This is a genomic window from Pyrococcus yayanosii CH1 (assembly GCF_000215995.1).
GTDB classification, from domain to species: Archaea; Methanobacteriota_B; Thermococci; order Thermococcales; family Thermococcaceae; genus Pyrococcus; species Pyrococcus yayanosii.
Genome location: NC_015680.1, coordinates 414,815 through 432,819 on the forward strand (window position 1 = coordinate 414,815; position 18,005 = coordinate 432,819).

At 54.0% G+C, this 18,005-nt stretch carries 23 protein-coding genes and 1 pseudogene; 13 read left to right on the plus strand and 11 right to left on the minus strand.

Features of this window, described 5'->3' with window-relative positions:
• Positions 1 to 52: 52 nt before the first annotated feature.
• Positions 53 to 232, plus strand: a complete 180-nt coding sequence (locus tag PYCH_RS02465; protein WP_013905246.1) for a class III signal peptide-containing protein — start codon at positions 53 to 55, stop codon at positions 230 to 232.
• A 73-nt stretch (positions 233 to 305) separates the two neighbouring features.
• Positions 306 to 500: a class III signal peptide-containing protein gene (locus PYCH_RS02470; protein ID WP_013905247.1), complete on the plus strand. Its 195-nt coding sequence runs from the start codon at positions 306 to 308 to the stop codon at positions 498 to 500.
• Here the strand turns inward: PYCH_RS02470 and PYCH_RS02475 are convergent, their stop codons facing one another.
• Both PYCH_RS02475 and PYCH_RS02480 read right to left on the minus strand, forming a co-directional pair.
• Complete coding sequence (locus tag PYCH_RS02475) at positions 501 to 788, minus strand: MazG nucleotide pyrophosphohydrolase domain-containing protein (RefSeq protein WP_013905248.1); 288 nt, start codon at positions 786 to 788, stop codon at positions 501 to 503. It abuts the gene before it with no gap.
• A 4-nt stretch (positions 789 to 792) separates the two neighbouring features.
• Complete coding sequence (locus tag PYCH_RS02480) at positions 793 to 1,620, minus strand: DNA-3-methyladenine glycosylase family protein (RefSeq protein ID WP_013905249.1); 828 nt, start codon at positions 1,618 to 1,620, stop codon at positions 793 to 795.
• A 124-nt stretch (positions 1,621 to 1,744) separates the two neighbouring features.
• Here PYCH_RS02480 and PYCH_RS02485 point away from each other — a divergent pair, with 124 nt between their 5' ends.
• Positions 1,745 to 2,272, plus strand: a complete 528-nt coding sequence (locus tag PYCH_RS02485; protein WP_048058169.1) for a multiprotein bridging factor aMBF1 — start codon at positions 1,745 to 1,747, stop codon at positions 2,270 to 2,272.
• On the opposite strand, the gene PYCH_RS02490 is transcribed toward PYCH_RS02485, so the two are convergent.
• Complete coding sequence (locus tag PYCH_RS02490) at positions 2,253 to 2,660, minus strand: DUF356 domain-containing protein (RefSeq protein WP_013905251.1); 408 nt, start codon at positions 2,658 to 2,660, stop codon at positions 2,253 to 2,255. The genes PYCH_RS02485 and PYCH_RS02490 overlap by 20 nt on opposite strands.
• A gap of 115 nt (positions 2,661 to 2,775) precedes the next feature.
• On the opposite strand from PYCH_RS02490, the gene PYCH_RS02495 reads away from it, so the two are divergent.
• A complete protein-coding gene (locus PYCH_RS02495) occupies positions 2,776 to 3,252 on the plus strand; it encodes a pyruvoyl-dependent arginine decarboxylase (RefSeq protein ID WP_013905252.1) in 477 nt (158 codons plus the stop codon).
• On the opposite strand, the gene PYCH_RS02500 is transcribed toward PYCH_RS02495, so the two are convergent.
• The 4 genes and pseudogenes from PYCH_RS02500 to PYCH_RS09575 all read right to left on the minus strand — a co-directional run bounded on the left by PYCH_RS02500 (position 3,246) and on the right by PYCH_RS09575 (position 4,775).
• Positions 3,246 to 4,031, minus strand: coding sequence for a 7-cyano-7-deazaguanine synthase (locus tag PYCH_RS02500; RefSeq protein WP_013905253.1), 786 nt, complete (start codon positions 4,029 to 4,031; stop codon positions 3,246 to 3,248). The two genes, PYCH_RS02495 and PYCH_RS02500, sit on opposite strands and share 7 nt — an antisense overlap.
• 104 nt (positions 4,032 to 4,135) lie before the next feature.
• Positions 4,136 to 4,374: pseudogene (locus PYCH_RS09570) on the minus strand (hypothetical protein); the annotation flags it as partial.
• Positions 4,375 to 4,422: 48 nt separating this feature from the next.
• Positions 4,423 to 4,620: a hypothetical protein gene (locus PYCH_RS02505; RefSeq protein WP_013905254.1), complete on the minus strand. Its 198-nt coding sequence runs from the start codon at positions 4,618 to 4,620 to the stop codon at positions 4,423 to 4,425.
• Between the two features lie 5 nt (positions 4,621 to 4,625).
• Positions 4,626 to 4,775 (minus strand): HEPN domain-containing protein, encoded by a 150-nt coding sequence (locus PYCH_RS09575; RefSeq protein ID WP_013905255.1) that lies wholly within the window; start codon positions 4,773 to 4,775, stop codon positions 4,626 to 4,628.
• A 47-nt stretch (positions 4,776 to 4,822) separates the two neighbouring features.
• On the opposite strand from PYCH_RS09575, the gene PYCH_RS02510 reads away from it, so the two are divergent.
• The 6 genes from PYCH_RS02510 to PYCH_RS02535 are packed head-to-tail and all read left to right on the plus strand — an operon-like array spanning position 4,823 to position 9,706.
• Positions 4,823 to 5,287 carry a DUF5615 family PIN-like protein gene (locus PYCH_RS02510; protein WP_013905256.1) on the plus strand — a complete coding sequence of 155 codons (465 nt, stop codon included), beginning with the start codon at positions 4,823 to 4,825 and terminating at the stop codon, positions 5,285 to 5,287.
• Positions 5,288 to 5,986 carry a 6-hydroxymethylpterin diphosphokinase MptE-like protein gene (locus PYCH_RS02515; protein ID WP_013905257.1) on the plus strand — a complete coding sequence of 233 codons (699 nt, stop codon included), beginning with the start codon at positions 5,288 to 5,290 and terminating at the stop codon, positions 5,984 to 5,986.
• A 51-nt stretch (positions 5,987 to 6,037) separates the two neighbouring features.
• On the plus strand, positions 6,038 to 7,780 hold the full coding sequence (locus PYCH_RS02520; RefSeq protein WP_013905258.1) for a carbon starvation CstA family protein: 1,743 nt from the start codon (positions 6,038 to 6,040) through the stop codon (positions 7,778 to 7,780).
• Positions 7,781 to 7,810: 30 nt separating this feature from the next.
• Positions 7,811 to 8,083, plus strand: coding sequence for a hypothetical protein (locus PYCH_RS02525; protein ID WP_013905259.1), 273 nt, complete (start codon positions 7,811 to 7,813; stop codon positions 8,081 to 8,083).
• Position 8,084: 1 nt separating this feature from the next.
• The gene (locus tag PYCH_RS02530) at positions 8,085 to 9,065 is read left to right on the plus strand and encodes an ArsA family ATPase (protein ID WP_013905260.1); all 981 of its coding nucleotides are present in this window, start codon (positions 8,085 to 8,087) and stop codon (positions 9,063 to 9,065) included.
• A complete protein-coding gene (locus PYCH_RS02535) occupies positions 9,059 to 9,706 on the plus strand; it encodes a hypothetical protein (protein ID WP_013905261.1) in 648 nt (215 codons plus the stop codon). Before PYCH_RS02530 ends, PYCH_RS02535 begins: the two co-directional genes overlap by 7 nt.
• Here the strand turns inward: PYCH_RS02535 and hypE are convergent.
• Positions 9,703 to 10,713 (minus strand): hydrogenase expression/formation protein HypE, encoded by a 1,011-nt coding sequence (gene hypE / locus PYCH_RS02540; protein WP_013905262.1) that lies wholly within the window; start codon positions 10,711 to 10,713, stop codon positions 9,703 to 9,705. The genes PYCH_RS02535 and hypE overlap by 4 nt on opposite strands.
• Positions 10,714 to 10,800: 87 nt before the next feature.
• On the opposite strand from hypE, the gene ftsY reads away from it, so the two are divergent.
• Positions 10,801 to 11,769 (plus strand): signal recognition particle-docking protein FtsY, encoded by a 969-nt coding sequence (ftsY, locus tag PYCH_RS02545; protein ID WP_013905263.1) that lies wholly within the window; start codon positions 10,801 to 10,803, stop codon positions 11,767 to 11,769.
• A complete protein-coding gene (locus PYCH_RS02550) occupies positions 11,766 to 12,044 on the plus strand; it encodes a DUF167 domain-containing protein (protein ID WP_013905264.1) in 279 nt (92 codons plus the stop codon). Before ftsY ends, PYCH_RS02550 begins: the two co-directional genes overlap by 4 nt.
• Here PYCH_RS02550 and PYCH_RS02555 read toward each other — a convergent pair.
• Complete coding sequence (locus tag PYCH_RS02555) at positions 12,041 to 12,715, minus strand: metal-dependent hydrolase (RefSeq protein ID WP_048058170.1); 675 nt, start codon at positions 12,713 to 12,715, stop codon at positions 12,041 to 12,043. The genes PYCH_RS02550 and PYCH_RS02555 overlap by 4 nt on opposite strands.
• Before the next feature lie 100 nt (positions 12,716 to 12,815).
• Between PYCH_RS02555 and PYCH_RS02560 the strand changes: the two genes are divergently transcribed.
• Positions 12,816 to 13,979 (plus strand): OBG GTPase family GTP-binding protein, encoded by a 1,164-nt coding sequence (locus PYCH_RS02560; protein ID WP_013905266.1) that lies wholly within the window; start codon positions 12,816 to 12,818, stop codon positions 13,977 to 13,979.
• Between the two features lie 31 nt (positions 13,980 to 14,010).
• Here PYCH_RS02560 and PYCH_RS02565 read toward each other — a convergent pair whose 3' ends face one another.
• Both PYCH_RS02565 and PYCH_RS02570 read right to left on the minus strand, forming a co-directional pair.
• Positions 14,011 to 16,800 carry a lectin-like domain-containing protein gene (locus PYCH_RS02565; RefSeq protein WP_013905267.1) on the minus strand — a complete coding sequence of 930 codons (2,790 nt, stop codon included), beginning with the start codon at positions 16,798 to 16,800 and terminating at the stop codon, positions 14,011 to 14,013.
• 53 nt (positions 16,801 to 16,853) lie between these two features.
• The gene (locus PYCH_RS02570) at positions 16,854 to 17,972 is read right to left on the minus strand and encodes a cell wall-binding repeat-containing protein (protein ID WP_013905268.1); all 1,119 of its coding nucleotides are present in this window, start codon (positions 17,970 to 17,972) and stop codon (positions 16,854 to 16,856) included.
• Positions 17,973 to 18,005: the final 33 nt, after the last annotated feature.

Below are 18,005 nucleotides of genomic sequence, written 5' to 3' on the forward strand. Positions count from 1 at the left end.
TATATAGAGTTTGCGAAAATTTAATCTGAAAAGTTCCAAGGAGGTGGTCTCGATGAGGAGGGCCCAGGGTGCAATAGAGTATCTCTTCATGATAGCGGCGGCGTTGATAATAATCTTGGTGGTCGTTAGGTACCTTAGCAGAAGTGGCATTGAGCAGGGTACAAGGATAGAACAGACAGCTGGAGCTATTAATGAGACCCTCAATGAGCTCAACCGGAGCACTGCTGGATGACACATCTCAAATTGCGTCCCTCTTAATTCTTAATTTTCCTTTCTTGAATTTTTGTTATGGGAGGAGGAAAAGTATGAAAAGAGCTCAGGGTGCCATTGAATATCTTATTATCGTCGTGGCGGGGCTTATTTTAATTCTCATAACAGCAAGGTACATGATAGACGAGAGAAGTGCGGCTGATATGGCATACCAAAAGATCAATGGAACGAAATCAAGCATAGAGAGAACTTTCAGTGAAGTGTACAACACAACCATTAACTCGACGTAATCACTCTTCACACTCACACGCCTTCTTCCCGCAGTAGGGGCAGACGCCTGGATACTTCTTCTCCGCGGCTTTCTCGAGGTCAATCCCAAGTAAATTGGCGAGACTCGCGAGCCATGCGAGGACGTCGGCGAACTCCTCATCCATGGCCTCCTTGTCCCCCTTCCTTATGGCCTCTGCCAGCTCCCCAACCTCCTCAACGAGCCAGAAGAATGTCCTCTCAACACCCCTCTTCCTGTCCTTGTGGAAGTAGATGTCCTTTATCATCTCCTGAAACTCCCTTATGTGCATCCTATCACCTCCCCCTTTCCATCTCGGTCTTCCTGTCGTAACACAGGACGTAGAAGGCTAAGAGGCTCTTCCACTTTCCGTACGGGTCTATCAGCTCCCTGACGTCCTTCTCCCGGACCTCCTTGAGCCTGAGGCCGAATATCTTTGCAACTCCCCTCCTCAGCCCTAAATCGCCTGCGGGATAGACGTTCTTCCGCAGACCGTAGAGGAGAAAGAGCTCAGCACTCCAGCGGCCGATTCCGCGGAATCTCATTAAGTATTTTATTGCCTCCTCATCTTCCCGATTCCACAGCTCGAGGTCCAACTCCCCCCGAAGGTGTAAGGCCGTGAGGGACTTTATGTAGCCCGCCCGATAACCTAACTTCGCCCTTCGGAGATCCTTCTCGCTTAAAGCAGCTATCCTTTCTGCCGTTGGAAAGACGTAGAGGTCGCCTACCCTTTCGCCGGCAATCTCTACGAGATTCCTAATCGTCCTCTGGGCGAACTCGAAGCTCACCTGTTGTTGGGCAACCACCTCAACGAGGGCCTGATAGGGGGTTGGGGCTGCCGGAACCGTCAGTCCGTAGAACTCCTCTATCAGAAAGGCGAACTTAGAATCTGATATCTCAGCGTAAAAGGAGTCGAGGTCCGTGTCGAGGCCGAGGATGAATTTCATCTTTTCCTTTGCTATCTTCCTCTCTCGCCGGCCCCATTCCTCGGGGAACAAGAAGGTCTCTCCGTCGAACCCTACGACGCCCCCCTCTAAGGCCTGCCAAAAGATGCCGCCCTCGAACTTCCACGTGCCGTTTCGCACCATCTCATGGGTCGTCTTCTTAAGATCAACCTCTACCAAGGGCTTCACCTCGCTCAGCGCCCGCTTCTCCTCACCTCTCGGCGCAATTCGCTCTCATCATCGCCAAGCGTCGTTAACCGCAGGCTTTTTAATAATTATTCCTCACTGGGTTTGAGGGATGGTTATGGCCAAGGCAAAGCCGAGGTACTGCGAGCTCTGCGGCAGGGAGATACGGGGCGAGGGCCATGTGGTAAGGCTCGAGGGGGCAGAGCTCCTCGTCTGCGACGACTGCTATCGGAAGTACGGCAGGAAGCAACCGGGAACCTTCAGCATAATGCCTAAGGGCAGGGAACCCATCAGGAGGATGACGGTGAGCAGGCCGAGGCCACAGGTGAAGAGAGAAAGGCCATTAATAACGGAGGACATAGTGGAGGACTACGCGGAGCGCGTAATGGAGGCAATCAGGAGAAGTGGCCTCAGCTACGAGGAACTGTCCCACAGGGTTGGCCTCTCGGTGAATGTCCTGAGGAGGATTGCCCACGGTGAGTACATGCCCACGATCGAGGAGGCGAGGAAATTAGAGAAGTACTTCAAGATAAAGCTCGTGGAAAAGGTGGAGGCCGACTACGAGCAGAGGCCTTTAATTCCTAGAGACTACGAGCCGACCCTCGGGGACATCGCGAGGATAAGGATCAGGAAGAGGAAGAAGTAGGCTCAAATTCTCCTTCCAAATTTGGATACTTCCTTTCCTTCGGGGGGTAGAACCCCTTTAGCTTCTTGAAGCTCCCCCACATTCTGAGAAGCTCCCTGTGAACATTCGTGCCCACTGGGATAACAACTATGTGGGCCGGCGGGTGTATGTCCCTTATCCTTCCTATGGCCTTCGATGCCGGAAGGTCTATCTGGGCCACGACGTGCGCCCTCACTTTCTTCCTCGGCTTCTCCCCCACTATCTGCTCAAAGGCCCAGTCCGAGAGGGCAGGAGGAATTATCCTTGGCTCCCCTCTTATCGTCATTCCCCCGTACCTCACGAGGTCGGCAAGTGCCGTGAGGGCCTTGTCGAAGCTGTCCGTCCTTATAAGCACGATGGTGTTAAGCACATTTCCCACCAGATAAGGCCTCTTTTCAGAGGTTTAAAAGTTTAAGGCCTGCGAAACCTTTAAAAGTCAATTCCCAACTTACCCCTTGGCCAGAAACCGTCTGAGGTGGGAGGGAATGAGCTGGACGACTCCCAAAAAGGCGATAATGCTCGCCGCAACCGCGGAGGGCGGTACGAAGCTGAACGCATTCGACAACGCCCTCCTCAAGATGGGAATCGGGAACGTTAACCTCGTCAAGCTCAGCAGTGTTATACCCGCTCACATCGAGTGGCTCGACGAGCTTCCTAAGAACATCCCCATAGGGATGCTCTTGCCCACCGTTTATGCTCACATAGAGAGCGATGAGCCCGGTTCAACGATAAGCGCAGCCCTCGGCGTCGGCATAAGCGAGGGGAACGAGGGTGGCTTGATATACGAGTACGCGGGCTACTGCACGAAGAAGGAGGCCGAGGAGATGGTGAGGAAGATGGTCGAGGAAGGCTTTCGAGTCAGAGGCTGGAAGCTCAAAGAGTTTAGGGTTGTCTCGGCCGAGATAACCGTCAAGGACAGACCCGCCGCCGCCATCGCCGCAGTTATAATGTTCCCCTACTGACTGAACCTCTTCACGATTTTCTCTGCCTCCCTTAGCGTCTCCTCATCGCAGTTCCAGCACATCACCTCGAAGCTTGGCACCCTGACGCTCATCCTCACCTTCTTCCTTCGGGCCAGCCTGCTAATCACGTAGTTCACCTTATAGGCGAGGTCCATAAGCTCAGGCGTTATCCTTTCCTCCCTGTCGATGTACTGAAGAGGGCACCCTTCTCGCCACTGCCTCCTTCTCCCGTGCTCGTACATTCTGTAGGGCCTTATCCCGGCCTCCTCGGCTAGGGCCTCGACTTCTTCGGCCCTGTATTTTATCAGTGGTCTGAAAAAGGGAATCCCTATTCTGGGGAGCTCGCAGAGCCTGATATCTCCGGGGCACTGGTCGAGGAGGGCCCCGATTATCTTATCGTTGGCATTATCCCCCTTTGCAAGCACGGAAAAGCCGTTATTAAGGGCAAACCACTTGGCGTTCCACAGCATGACCTTCTTGCAGTGGATGCAGATAGGTCCCTTCCGCCCTATAGCCTCTCGAAGGAGGCCTTCCGTGATGTCAACTAGATAGTGCTCGACGCCGATCTCTTTTGTGAATTTCATCGCCCAGCTGCGAACCTCGGGCCAGCTCCAGCGGTGGAAGAACGTCAGGGCGGCTACATCAAGCCCGGCCTTTTTTAGCAGGTATAGGGTAAGAGAGCTGTCTTTTCCACCGGAAAAGAGGACGAGAATCCTCTTTTCGTAGAGACCAACCTCTTCTGCGAAGATCCTTACATCCTCAATGACATTCTCAAGCATGAAGAAAAACCGCCGGCGGGGCTTAAAAGGATTGGGGGCCATTTGGAGATGTCGGCCCCCTGGGGGTCCCGAGGTCATCGCAACCCAAGGTACTCCTCGGGCATTCAAAGGTTGGATGTCGGGTTTATCTTCCTTTCGCTACCCTTAGCCGTCGTAGCTATGAGAACCCTGCTGATCCACCTCTCCTTTATGTAGCGGAGTAGCGGATGAGCTCCAGAAAAGGCAAGTTCTTATGCGATATGTGGCTCAGAACTGTTCTTTCCGCAATTTCAAGGCCGATCTCGGCTGCCTCATCCACGTTGTTGTGGTATGGATCGTTAAAGCCTGGGACGAGCCTTAGCGGGGCTTAGGAGTGAGAAGCTACCCCCACATGCTTATGTTCCTAGAAGCTTTACTCCACTCTCACGGGTTTCACGCCGAGAATCCTGATATAGCGCTGGAAGCCCTTCTCATCAACGATGTGGAATTCGAAGGGATGATTGTCTGGAAGATCGGCCAGCTCTTCAATCCTTATCTCGAGCTCGGCCCTCTCGCGGGGAGTTTTCGGCGCTTCTCTGACCTTTATGAGAAGGTCAACGTCGCTCCCCATTTTCCCTAACGAACTCGGCAACCTTTTCTTGGCTGAACTGCCTGCTCAGCGAGAAAAGTCGCGAGGCTGTACTTTCCATCCTTAAACGCCCTATTGGCGAACTCGAGAAAGTCGGAGGAGCGCTCGAGCAGCATCTTGACTTCCTCGTAGTGCATTCCACCACCGGTAGGGCTTTAACTTCAGCCGAAATTAATACCTTTCGATGAGGAAGTTCATCGCGGACATGATGCTTGGCCGCTTGGCCCGCTGGCTCCGCCTTTACGGCTACGACACCCTCTACGGTGTTGAGGACGACGATGATATACTCAGGATTGCCCGGGCCGAGCAGAGGATAATCCTCACGCGGGACTCAGGCCTCGCGGAAAGGGCTTCCCGACTCGGCATTCCCGTCATCTTGATTAGGGCCAACTCCCTTGAAGAGCAGGTTGCCCAACTGAGGGAGGAAGGTGTCGAGTTCGAGGAACTGTTCCCAGCGGGGGCCCGCTGTCCCAAATGCAATGGCCCGATAAAGCCTACAAGAAAGGAGGAGGTTAGGGGAAAGGTTCCACCGAGCGTTTACGAGGCCTATGACGAATTCTACGTCTGCGAGAGTTGTGGACAGATATACTGGCCTGGAAGGCAGTGGAGGGAGATTGTGAAGATGGACAAGATGCTGAGAGGTGGTTGAATGGAGTGGGAGGAGTGGAAACCCTTCTACGAGCGGATAGTGAGAGAGATGGGATACTCCGTGGAGAGGGATAGGGAAGCTGCGGAGCTTTTGCGGGCGGTGCTCCTTGAGAACGATACGTACCTTCTGAAGGAGGAGCTCGAGGTCGTGGTTGGGAAGAAGGTTTACGTCTTCGGCGCCGGCCCGAGCCTTGAAAAGGTCCTTGAAGAGCATGACTTCTCAGATGGGACGCTCATAGCAGCCGATGGTGCAACAACAGCGCTCCTCGAACGCGAAATAATTCCTGACATAGTTGTTACCGACCTGGACGGCAGGCTCCTCGATCTGAGGAAGGCCAACGAGAAGGGAGCCTTCATGGTGATTCACGCCCACGGTGACAACATGGATAAAATCGGGGCTTATGGAGCCCTCTTCGATAACGTCTTGGGAACATGCCAGACGGAGCCCCTCGACATAATTTACAACTTCGGAGGTTTTACGGATGGGGACAGGGCAGCGTTCCTTGCGGAGGCTCTTGGGGCTGAGAAGATAATCCTCGTAGGCTTTGATTTCGGCTCCTTCGTCGGCAAATGGAGCAAGCCGTGGCTCAAAGAACATGCTCCCTTGTGGGAGAGCAAGGCAAAGAAATTCGCGTTTGCCAAGGAACTTCTGCGGTGGTTGGAGGAAAACGGCAGTGCCAAGCTTGTGTGGTTTCAATGAACAACGAAAACAATATTAAGTACTAACAACGACTAAAGTCTGGTGGTGGCTATGAACTCGGCCGTTCTCATCCTGATAGCGGCCGTGATATACGTATTCTTTTACATGACGTATGGTAAGGCCCTCCAGAACAAGGTTGTCAGGGCTGACCCTAACAGGCCCACTCCTGCCCACAGGCTCTACGACGGCGTGGACTACGTGCCAGCGCATCCCCTTGTCCTCTACGGTCACCACTTCGCCAGCATAGCCGGTGCTGGCCCCATAGTTGGTCCAGCCCTAGCCATAGCTTGGGGATGGTTGCCGGCAATACTCTGGATATGGTTCGGCAACGTCTTCATAGGAGCAGTGCATGACTACCTGGCCCTCATGGCATCCGTCCGCTACGATGGTAAGTCCATCCAGTGGATAGCGGGCAAAATAATGAGCAAGAGGACAGGTGTAGCCTTCGAGATCTACATATGGTTCACGCTACTGCTCGTGGTGGCAGCGTTCGTTGCTGTGACCGCTAAGCTACTGACAACTACGCCACAGGCCGCCACGGCGACTATACTATTCCTGCTGATAGCACTACTGCTCGGGTGGTTGCTCTACAGGGTCAAGATAAACTTCTATCTTGGAACGGCCATAGGGCTTATTCTCTTGGCCCTGGCAGTCTGGATTGGCCTCAAGCATCCGTTGATTTTCGTCAGCGGACAGACGGATGTAACTAATGTTGCCGCGTACACAACGGCCTACCACTACTGGAACATCATCCTGATGATTTACATAATCGTGGCATCCTCACTGCCCGTCTGGATGCTCCTCCAGCCCAGAGACTACCTTAACGCTTACATCCTCTGGTTTGGCCTCCTCATCGGCGGTATAGCCTTCATCGGCATTGCAAAGACATTTGAAGCTCCAGCCTACACGGGCTTCGTTGCTAACGTCGTGGCCAAGCAACCCTCCCCGTTCTGGCCCACAATACCACTCGTTATCGCCTGTGGAGCACTAAGCGGATTCCACTCTCTTGTAGGTTCTGGAACGTCGAGTAAGCAACTTGACAACGAGCTCCATGGCCTCCTCGTCGGATATGGTGGCATGTTCACTGAGGGCTTTCTCAGCACCATAGTCATTACGGCCATAGGCGTGTACGGCGTCAAGCTAACGGGTGTCAGCGTGGCGGAGTGGGGAAGCCAGTACATCTTCAAGGGAGGTCTCGGAACCTTCATAGGTGGTTACGCGAACGGTCTCCACGACTTCTACGGCCTTGACATGGACCTCGGCAAGACCTTCGCTACCCTGTGGATCTCGGCCTTCACTCTGACATCCCTTGATACGGCCACGAGGCTTGGAAGATTCGCCTGGCAGGAGCTCTTCGGAATGATAGCGGACACGGGCAAGGGCATCATGAGGGTAATAACCAACAAGTGGGTCGCCTCTGCTATAATAGCCCTTCTTGGAACAGCCCTCGCTTGGAACTCAGGCTATAAAGTCCTCTGGCCGGCCTTCGCCGCAATGAACCAGCTCCTTGCCTCGATAGCCCTCATGACATCAGCCCTCTGGGTGGCCAAGGTGCAGAAAGCTGGTAAGTGGAGCTACGCAGTCCTGATACCGGCACTGTTCCTCTGGGTGACGGTGACGGCCGCAATAATCTGGTACATCTTCGAGGTACCACTACCGAACCTCCTTACGACAATCGGAACCAAGGGCGCCCTCCTCGTCGGCTTAGTCCTCAACGTCCTCCTCGCCTACGACTTCTATCTCGCCTGGAAGAGACCTGCGGAGGAGTACGTAAAGGAGGCCACTCCGGCCTGATTTTTCTCCTTTCTTTTTTGGGGTGATGTCATGTTTTTGGAGAGCCTTAGGGAGTTCCTAAGAGGGTTCTTTCAGTCCTTCAAGGATCAGTCAACCGAGTATATTGAATTCGAGCTCAGAGAGCTCGAGAACGTTTTTGCTCTCCTCCTTATGGGCTCCTTCATTGGGATACCCAGTCCGCCCACCACCCTAACTTTGAGGTTGCTCCCCCACATGGCCAGGGAGTTCATCGTGATGCAGAGGCGTGCAGAGAACCTCGACGATGTGTTCGCCGAACTTGCGGGCCTCTTCGAGGTGACGTGAGATGAGAGAGTGCTTCCTCCCCAAGAAAGGTTATAGAGCGGTGTTCGTCATAGGAAAGGGGGGCGTAGGAAAGACAACGATGAGTGCCGCAATCTCCTTGGCACTTGCCCAGAAGGGCTACAGGACGCTCGTGGTTTCCCTGGATCCCGCCCATAACCTTGGGGACGTGCTCGGGGTCAGGCTAGAGGACAGGCCCAGGGAGATCGCGGAAAATCTCTACGCGAGCGAAGTGGATATGGAGGGAATGATAAAAGCCTACCTCAAGCACATTGAGGAGACCCTAAAGCACACCTACAGGTATCTTACCGTGATAAACCTCGAGAAGTACTTTGAGGTCCTGCGCTATAGTCCTGGAATCGAGGAATATGCAACCCTTGAGGTCATCAGGAGAGTACTTAGCCGGGGCGATGAGTGGGATGTAATAATCTTTGATACTCCTCCTACAGGCCTCACCCTCCGCGTGCTCGCCCTTCCCCGCATAGCAAGGACGTGGGCCGACAAGCTGATAGAGCTGAGGCTGAAGATACTTGATAGAAGGAAGGCGATAGAGAAGATACACGGAGAGAGAAAGTTCAAGCTGCCAAGTGACCCCCATGAAGACGCTGTTCTCAGGGAGCTCATGGCCTATAGGGAGGAGGTTAGCGATATAGAGGCTGTTCTAACGGATCCCGAGAAGACGAGCGTCGTGGCGGTCATGAACCCCGAGATGCTACCCCTTTACGAGACGGAGAGGGCGTTTGCTATGCTGAGGAGGTTCGGCATTCCGTTCACCCTCATCGTCATGAACAAAATCCTGAGGCTAGAGAATCCACCGGATGAGCTTAGGGTAAAGATGGAAGCGCAGGAGAAAGTCTTGGGGCTTGTTGAGGAAAAGTTTCCTGGTGTCGAGGTCATCCGCATACCAATGATGGCCGAGGAGCCAAGAGGGCTTGAGAAGCTGATTGAACTCGGAAAGGTTATAGTGGAGGGTGGCCCATGGTGAGCTCTGACGTAATTCTTATCGTGATGGTTCTTGCGGGTGTCGCGACCCTCCAGTTCTATAAAGGACGTAGAATCAACCTCCTCCTGATGCAACATTACCTTAAAAGTATCGAGGATATCGTGAGACCGGAGGACAAGAACTACATCTGGCTTGGCGGTTACGTCGGCTTCAAGGCCGAGTACAAGGTTAGACGAGATAACGTGGAGAAGTTCGAGTACACGCTGACCCTTTTACCAAGGCAGAGCCTTCTATATTTTCCAGTATCGAAGCTCATAAGCAGGCATGACAAGCTTTACATCGTCGTCAGGCCCAGCTTTGAGATCACGAGGGAAATCCATCTCATTCAGAAGGGCTACTACAGGATCAAGCCGAAGATAGAGAACGAGCCCCTGCTCGTGAGGGATGTAATCGATGTCGGGGGCGTTCAGTTCGAGGTTCTCTTCGAGAAGAGGGCGGACATAGAGAGGCTGGTCGAATTCGTGAAGGGCTTTTCCAACGTGAGAAACGTGAAGCACGTATCCCTTGTTCCTAGCACCAACGTTATCTATGTCTTCCTGAAGCCCGAGCCCGAGACGATAAAAAAAGATGTAAAGAACGTGCTCAGCTTCGTAAAGATGTTCCCAAGGGAAATGAGGCGTTAGCAGACCCTCGGGATCGGGTCCCCAACGGGTGGCTCCAAAAAGCGCTTTCCTCCTATGCCCGTCTCCATCAAGACCTTGCCGCGGTATTCGCCGATTACTTCTCCAATTATTGCCGCATTCCTGCCCTTCTCCGTCTTTCTCATTGCCTCCAAAGCTTCTTCTGCGAACTCTCTCGCCACGCTCATAACGACCTTGCCCTCGTTGGCCACGTCGAAGGGGCTTATTCCAAGCATCTCGCTGGCCGCCCTGACCTCCGGCCTCACCGGGACGTCAGCCTCCCTTATCAGTATACCCACGTTGGCCTTTCTGGCCATCTCGTTGAGGGCGTTACTTAAACCACCCCTCGTCGGGTCTTTCATGGCGTGGATGTTTTCCCATCCTATCGCCTTCGCTACTGCCTCGACGACCTCCCACACAGGGGCCACGTCACTCTTCAGCTCCGTCTCAAAGCTTATCCCCTCGCGGTGGCTCATAAGTGCTATTCCATGGTCCCCTATCGTGCCGCTGACGAGGATAACATCTCCTATTTGGGCCCCAGCATCACTTATCGGCCTCTCTGCAATTCCGATTCCCGCCGTGATTATGAACATCCCTATCCCTTCCTCGACGACCTTGGTGTCCCCAGTGACTATCGGGACGGGCACTTCCTTTGCGGTCTCGTCCATTGAGCGAAGGATTCTTACGAGGTCGTCCCCGTCAAATCCCTCACCGATTATCATGGAGTTTGCGAGGGCTATTGGCTTGGCACCCATTACCGCCAAGTCGTTCACGGTTCCGCTTACCGCTAAGCGACCTATGTCGCCGCCCGGAAAGAATATTGGCTTAACGGTGTGGCCGTCTATCGTGAAAACGATGTGCTTGTCGCCGAAGGGTATCGTCGCGCCGTCGTCGAGCGCATCCAGACCTACTCCGCCGGCGCTCTTGAGCGTTAGGTTCTTCAGGATTACATCCCTGAGGAGCTCTTCCATAACCTCTCCACCGGCACCGTGCTCCAGCCTGATCTTCATCCGGTTCACCTTGTGGCCCTTATACCCCCATGGCCTTAAGAACGAAACGGTTTATAACCCGGAGTTGAATTGGAGGTGGGGATGGGCATGTTCGGAAAGCTTAGGGAGAAGCTGAAGGCCTTCGTGAAGAGGGTCGAGGAGAACGTCGAGAGGGAGGAGGAAGAGGCCAAGAAAAAGGGACTCCTAGACAGGCTTATTCAGGTGGAGATAAAGGAGAAGGACGTTGATGAGGCTCTCGACGAGCTTGAACTCGAACTTCTGGAGGCGGACGTGGCTCTGGAAGTTGTAGACGCCCTCAGGGAGAAGATAAAGGAAAGGCTCGTCGGTAAAAAGGTTCGGATAGGCACGGACAAGGCGAAAGTTATCGAAGAGGCCGTTAAGGAGGCCGTCCTTGAGATCCTCAGGCCCGAGAGGGAAGTGGATCTCCTTGAGGAGATAAAGAAGTCCGAGAAGCCCTACGTGATACTCTTCGTCGGGTTCAATGGTTCGGGGAAAACCACGACGATAGCAAAGCTTGCACACTGGCTCAAGAAGAATGGCCTGAGCGTTGTCATCGCGGCCAGCGACACCTTCAGGGCAGGGGCCATAGAGCAGCTTGAGGAGCATGCCAGACGCGTTGGGGTGAGGGTTATAAAGCACGATTACGGGGCTGACCCTGCCGCCGTCGCCTACGACGCCATCCAGCACGCGAAGGCTAGGGGAATAGACGTCGTTCTCATAGACACGGCCGGAAGAAGCGAGACGAACAGGAATTTGATGGACGAGATGCGGAAGATAGCCCGCGTCACGAGGCCGAACCTCGTGATCTTTGTCGGTGACGCTCTGGCTGGGAACGCCATAGTCGAGCAGGCCCGTCAATTTAACGAGGCCGTGAGGATAGGGGGCGTCATCCTCACCAAGCTCGATGCGGATGCGAGGGGCGGTGCTGCGCTGAGCATAAGCCACGTCATAAACGCTCCAATACTCTTCGTCGGCGTTGGCCAAGGCTACGATGACCTAAGGCCATTTGATGAGAAGTGGTTCATCGAGAGGATATTTGGGGAGGCGGAGGCATGATTAAGGAAACCGGTTATGGCGTCCTCCTTTCCCTCTACGTTAGACCCAACGCGAAAAAGAACGCGGTTGAGGGAATCGACGAGTGGAGGGAAAGGATAAAGGTCAGCGTAACAGCACCGCCCGTAGGCGGAAAGGCCAACAGGGAGCTCGTTAAGTTCCTCTCAAAGCTACTGGGTGCCGAGGTTGAGATAGTCAGGGGAGAGACGAGCAGGGAGAAGGACGTTCTCGTGAAGGGAAAAACCGTGGAAGAGGTAAAGAAGAAGCTGGGACTTTAGAGCTCTATCATCTCACCGGGCTTGAGGATTATCACTTCGGCCTTGTCACCCACGAGCCTCTTGAACTCCTCGGGGTCGGCGGAAATCGGTGGCCAGGTGTTGTAGTGCATTGGGATGACCTTCTTCGGCTTAAGCAGCTCCACGGCCTTCGCGGCCTCCTCCACGCCCATCGTGAAGTGGCCGCCTATCGGGAGCAGGGCTAGATCTATGGGTCCATAGAGCTCTGCGAAGAGCTCCATGTCCTTGAAGACGAAGGTGTCGCCCGCGTGGTAGATTTTAACGCCGTCGAGCTCGATGATGTAGCCGCAGGCGTTTCCGATGCTGTACTTGCCATCGCTGCTGGAGTGCCAGGCTGGAACTTGGACGATCTTGACGCCGTCAATCTCAGTCGGGCCGTAGTTCATGCCCACGGTTGTTATGCCCTTGTTGTTCTCGACGAGGTAATTGGCGATGTCGTACATTGCCACTATTTTGGCACCAGTCCTCCTGGCTATCTCGGCGGCATCTCCAACGTGGTCCCCGTGGGCGTGGGTCACGAGTATGAGGTCAGCCTCAAGCTCCTCAGGCTTTGCTGCAGCTACTGGGTTTCCGCTCAGGAAGGGGTCTATCAGGATTTTCTTGCTTCCCTCGATGTAGAAAGCCGCATGCCCCAAGAACTTCACCTTCACCATGGCAACCACCGATGGATATAATCACCTCGAATCACTTAAACCTTGTGGGCCATAGATTTATAAGAGGACCCCTGAGAGGAGAGAACGGAGGGGCAGGTTTATGCCCACGAACGTAACGGCAGAGTACTTAGAAGCCGAGGAGGAATACAGGAACGCCAAGACGATTCCCGAAAAGATTCGGGCACTTGAGAAAATGTACGCCACAGTGCCCAAGCACAAGGGAACCGAGAAGCTCAGGCTGATGATAAAGCGCAAGCTCGCCGAGCTCAGGAAGGAACTGGAGAAGCAAAGGCAGCAGAGGAAGGGTGGCGGCTACTCGCTGGCGGTTAAGAAGGAAGGGGCAGCCCAAATAGTCCTCGTTGGTTTCCCGAACGTTGGCAAGTCGGAGCTCCTAAGGGCCTTAACGGGAGTGGATGTTGAGAGCGCCGACTATCCCTTCACGACGACCGAGCCAATACCGGCCATGATGAACTACAAGGATGTCCAGATACAGCTCGTCGAGGTGCCAGGCCTCATAGAGGGAGCCGCCCTCGGGAAGGGCATGGGGCCGCAGTTGCTCGCGGTGGTCAGAAACGCCGACGCCATAGCCATCGTCATAAACCTCAGTGAGGACCCGGCCAAGCAGATGGAAATACTTCTGAGGGAGTTTGAGAGGGCGGGCATAAAGGTGAACAAAAGGAGGCCAAGGGTTGAGATAAGGAAGACACCGAGTGGCGGCATAGTGATAAACGGGGCTGAGAACATAAAAGGTGATCTGGACGAAGTTATGAGGATGCTCCGCGAGGAGAGAATTCACTCGGCCGAGATAACCGTCAAGGAGCCCGTGACATTGGAGGAGTTCGCCGATGCCCTCGACGACAGCCTCGTCTGGAAGAAGGCTATAATAATCGCCAACAAAGGGGATGCCCCGGGTAGCAAGGAGAATTACGAGAGATTAGTTAAGGCTTACGGGGACCGCTTTAAGATAGTGCCCGTCTCGGCGAAGAAAGGAATAAACCTCGAGGCCGTGAAGGAGGCGCTGTATGAGGTAGCGGACATAATAAGGGTCTTCACCAAAAGCCCAGGTGAGGAGCCCGCATATCCTCCGATAGCCCTTAAGAAGGGTTCAACGGTCCTCGATGTGGCGGAGAGAATACACAAGGACTTCGCCAAGAACTTCCGCTACGCGAGGGTGTGGGGTAAGAGCGTGAAGTTCCCGGGACAGAGGGTTGGTCCTGACCACGTGCTTGAGGACGGCGACATTGTGGAGATACACGCCCGCTGAGGTCACTCCCATTAAGAATTAAGGAGAAAAGTCAGCGCCGCCTGAAGAGAAGTGGCAAGAGGGCGAGGGTAGACAGGAGAGCTGGACCGCAGATGCCGGCACCGCCTTCCCCGGTAGTCTTAGCGTTCTCGGCGGTTTCCGTTTCGATAGAAGTTGTTTCGGTTTCATGACTCTCAATTCTGGGGGCCGTGTCAGTTATCACCGCTTCGGCGAAGAATTGAACGATTCCGAAAGCTCCCCTCCCCTCTATGCTCAACCGTATATCGCCGGTTATCCCCGATACATCTCCTAGCATTATTCCGTCGACGCTTATGAAAATCGTGCTTCCGGAGAGCTCTATTGAGATCACGTGGTCGCCATCCATCGGGTAGGGAACGATGAATGCCTTGGACCCATTAACCTCGACAATAACACCATCTGGAACTCCGAGGATGACTGAAACATCTCCAATCCTGATTCTGAGGGACTCACCCTCCTGCAGCTTCGTCCTGAGGGTCAGGCGGAACCCCCTTAGGGTTTCAAGATACTCGGCCCTGCCACCTTTGAGAACCACAAAGGAGCCGCTGACATCTCCCCCCTCTATCCTCCAGCCCTCTGGACGCCGTGGGGATGGGAGGTGGCCCTCATAATACCTGTACCACATCGGCGTCATTGGCATCTGAGAAATATAGCACTCGGCGAGCTTCGAGAAATTGACGCTACCTACCTTTCCAGCCTCCTTCATAACTCTATAGGCCAGAGCGTCCAAGAGGTCATCGCTGGGCGTATGCATTCTCTCGGAGAGGGCTATCCTAACGACACTCCTAACAATTTCCACATACGCCTTGCCACCATCAACACCACACCACTCTTCTTCCAAATCCTTGGCGTTCACGAAGACTTCTTCCCCCTCGACCCTCCACTCGCTGGCTATCCTATATTCCGCCCTGACCCTGACGTTCAGCGCCCGCTCGACGGCCCTAATGGCTTCTTCGAATATCGTTCCAACGTTGGGGGTGGGCTTAATGGCCATAAACTCTAGCTTGCCCTGCTTGAAGAAGGAGCCGCCAATCCCGATGAATCCGAAGTACGCCTTCTCGCCTAGGTTGTCGATGAGGTCTACGTGTTTGAGGAATATCCTCTTCTCATCGAGGTAAACCATAAGGTCGCGTGAATCCGCAAGCCATTCCACCCTTAGTTTATGAAGCTCGTCTCCGTAAAGCTTTCCAACATTGAACTTTTCCACGACGTTCCCGTTCTCTACGACTCCGAGGTAGCCTTCTCCGTCATCAACCCAGATTTTCACACCGTAGCTAGGACTAATTTCCGGGGATGTAACATCTGGACCAACTCCCTGGAGAAGGAAGTACACCGCCTTGGCCCTTCCACTGTCAAAGCCGAAGTAAAAGGTCATCTTGAAGTCCCTCGATAGGTTCACGAGCCTGCCGTACCACGCCGCTCCGAGGCCATCACCCGGCCACTCTACGAGCTGAACTCCTCGGATGTTCTCATTTACATGGGCCTCCCCGACGGTCTTCCAGAGAGCGTAGGCCCCGTGTTCATCTACTGGGCCCCCGCTACTGTAGATGAGCTGAAGGGGAACCACATAGTGGAGATTTGTCCTGAGTCCAGTGCCCGCGGTCCATCCGAAGTAAACATAGGGGGAATCGAGGACGTTAATGAGATCCACCTGAGCCTTAATCCTGAGCTCCCCATCCAAGTAAACGCTAAGCGTTTTGGAGGTTGGTTCCCATCTGACCTCAAATATGTGCGTTCTCTCATCTTCCACCTCGCCCAGGTGTGTCCTGTATTCGTCGAGCTCCCGACCATTGATCATGAGAACGATGTAGTCCTCCTTGTCGTGCCTGTCGAGGCCGACGTCCGTATCTATCTTGATGGCGACGCTTGGAGCTATGCCTAGGTATCCGAGGCCTCTTCCAGGCATTCCAAGGGCGTTCTTAGACTGGCTCTGAAGCACGAAGACTAAACCATCGCCGCCGTTATGGTCACCGAGATAGACCCTGAAGATCATCGAGAAGGGTTGCCTGAGGTCAAGGCTGTCTTTATTCCAGATAGCACCAGCTTTGAAAGCCTCATTAGGGGTGAGAACAAAACCCATCTTCACGGGATAGTGATAGGCCGTGCCGACGGTGTTCCACTGGCCAACGGTCTCAGCCTTCTCAACCGTCGGGAGGTCGAGTTCTACAATTTTGACGAACTGCAGGTTAACCCCTTGGCCCGTGGCTCCTGTCCATCCAACGTAAGCGTACCGGCTCTCGAGAACTTCCTCAATGTCTACCCGGTACTCTATGACCTTTATTCCATCTACCCAAACCCTCAAAAGCTTCTCATCCGCGTCCCATATTATCTTAACCCTGTGAAGCCCTCCATCCTCCATGAGGCCCAGCTTCTGGAGGTCGAAGAGCGTCCTTGAGATTTGTCTTCCATTCACCATGACGTAAACCTGCTCCCCGGGGTTCGTGTCGAACTTAACGGCGACACTCGGCCATATCCCGACGTAGCCAACTCCATCTCCTCCCGAACCAAGAGCGGCCAGCCCCTCACTCTGGAGGACAAAGGCCATGCCCTCTCCTCCACTCACGTAGGAACCGAAGTGGACGTCAAACTCGACGCTGAAGTCCCTACTCACATCTATCATCCGGTTGAACCACGCGGCACTCACTTGATCGGGCATGGCGTGGGTTAATATTATCCTATCCCCTGAGAGCACTGCATTGCCTAGAAGAATCCAGTCCGCTTCACTGAGAGATATAACTTTAAGGGCTCCCGCTGGGCTGGTGAGTATCATCAGAAGAGCGAACAATGCAACGGATCTTTTCATGGTAGGATCACCAAAAAGTTAATTGGAGAAAAGAGTTTAAAATTCTGCCGGGCTCATGGCCTGCCGGGTCTTATGGGCATCTTGTGATGCCTGGGTGGAACTGTTCTGACCTTCTCCCTGATCATCTGCTCAACCTCTTCTAGTATCTTAAGGGCCTTGCTGGTATCTCCCCTCTTGAGTGCCTCCTTTGCCTGCTGGAGGAGCTGTAGCTCCTGAGAGACGTTGTAGCCAATCGCCTGGAGCCTCAGGGCAACCCTCTCAATCATCCTAACTTTGAGTTCAAGCTTCAAGCTGAGGCTCTTCCTAATACTCATCTCTGCATCTTCACCGGCCATTCTTATGACGGCCTCCGCGTGGGCCTTGGCCGCTATCGCCAACCCATAAGCCTTTTCGTAGTTCCCGTCCTCATAGGCGTTCTTTGCTTCAGTGAGTAGCTTCTGGGCAGTTTCCAGGAGCTTGCTGGCCGCGGGGATAGTGACATTCTGCAGGAGCTCCTCAGCAAGGGCCGTCCTGTTTTCGGCTATCTCAATGGCCTCCCAGGCGACTTCGGCGGTGATATTGAGCCGCTCCTCTTTGGCGATTTCACCTATATGGGCCCTAACCCTTTCCATGACTCGGAGGGAATATGGCGTCTCCATGATTGTCACGTTCTTGAACTTTTGAAGTATTTGCTCATCAACGGTTTCGTTCTCAGATACTAGAACCGGTAGGAGGCCTTTCCTGGCCTTAATCTGCATCAGGGCCGCTATGTCCCATCCATACGCTATTGCCCCACCAACGTTCTTGAGGAGCTCCGGATAATCCTTGGCCAGCATCTCAAGGACGAGTCTGCAGGTCCCAACCCTGTCCTCTCCTCCGATCCTGGTGACGTTTATGCCAAGATCCGTGAGGTCCTCTTCGTACAGGCTGACGACGGCTCTGGGTCCTCCGATTATCAATACGAGGCTCGGGCCGAGTGATGCTATCTCGGCAGTCACTTCCTCGTTGTAAACCCCCCACGAGGTCACGACGATAGTGGCATTGAGGAGCTCCGCGACCTTCTCCGCGAGGGTCAGGTCCGCCTCGTTGTCGCTGACCAGTATCACTATGTTGGCCGCTTGTGCAGACACTTCACCCATATTCAGCAGGGCCATCAGGAGCATGGCCCCCATTATAATACCAACCTTCTTCATTCCCACCACCCCGTTGTTTTCTTCATTGGAGTA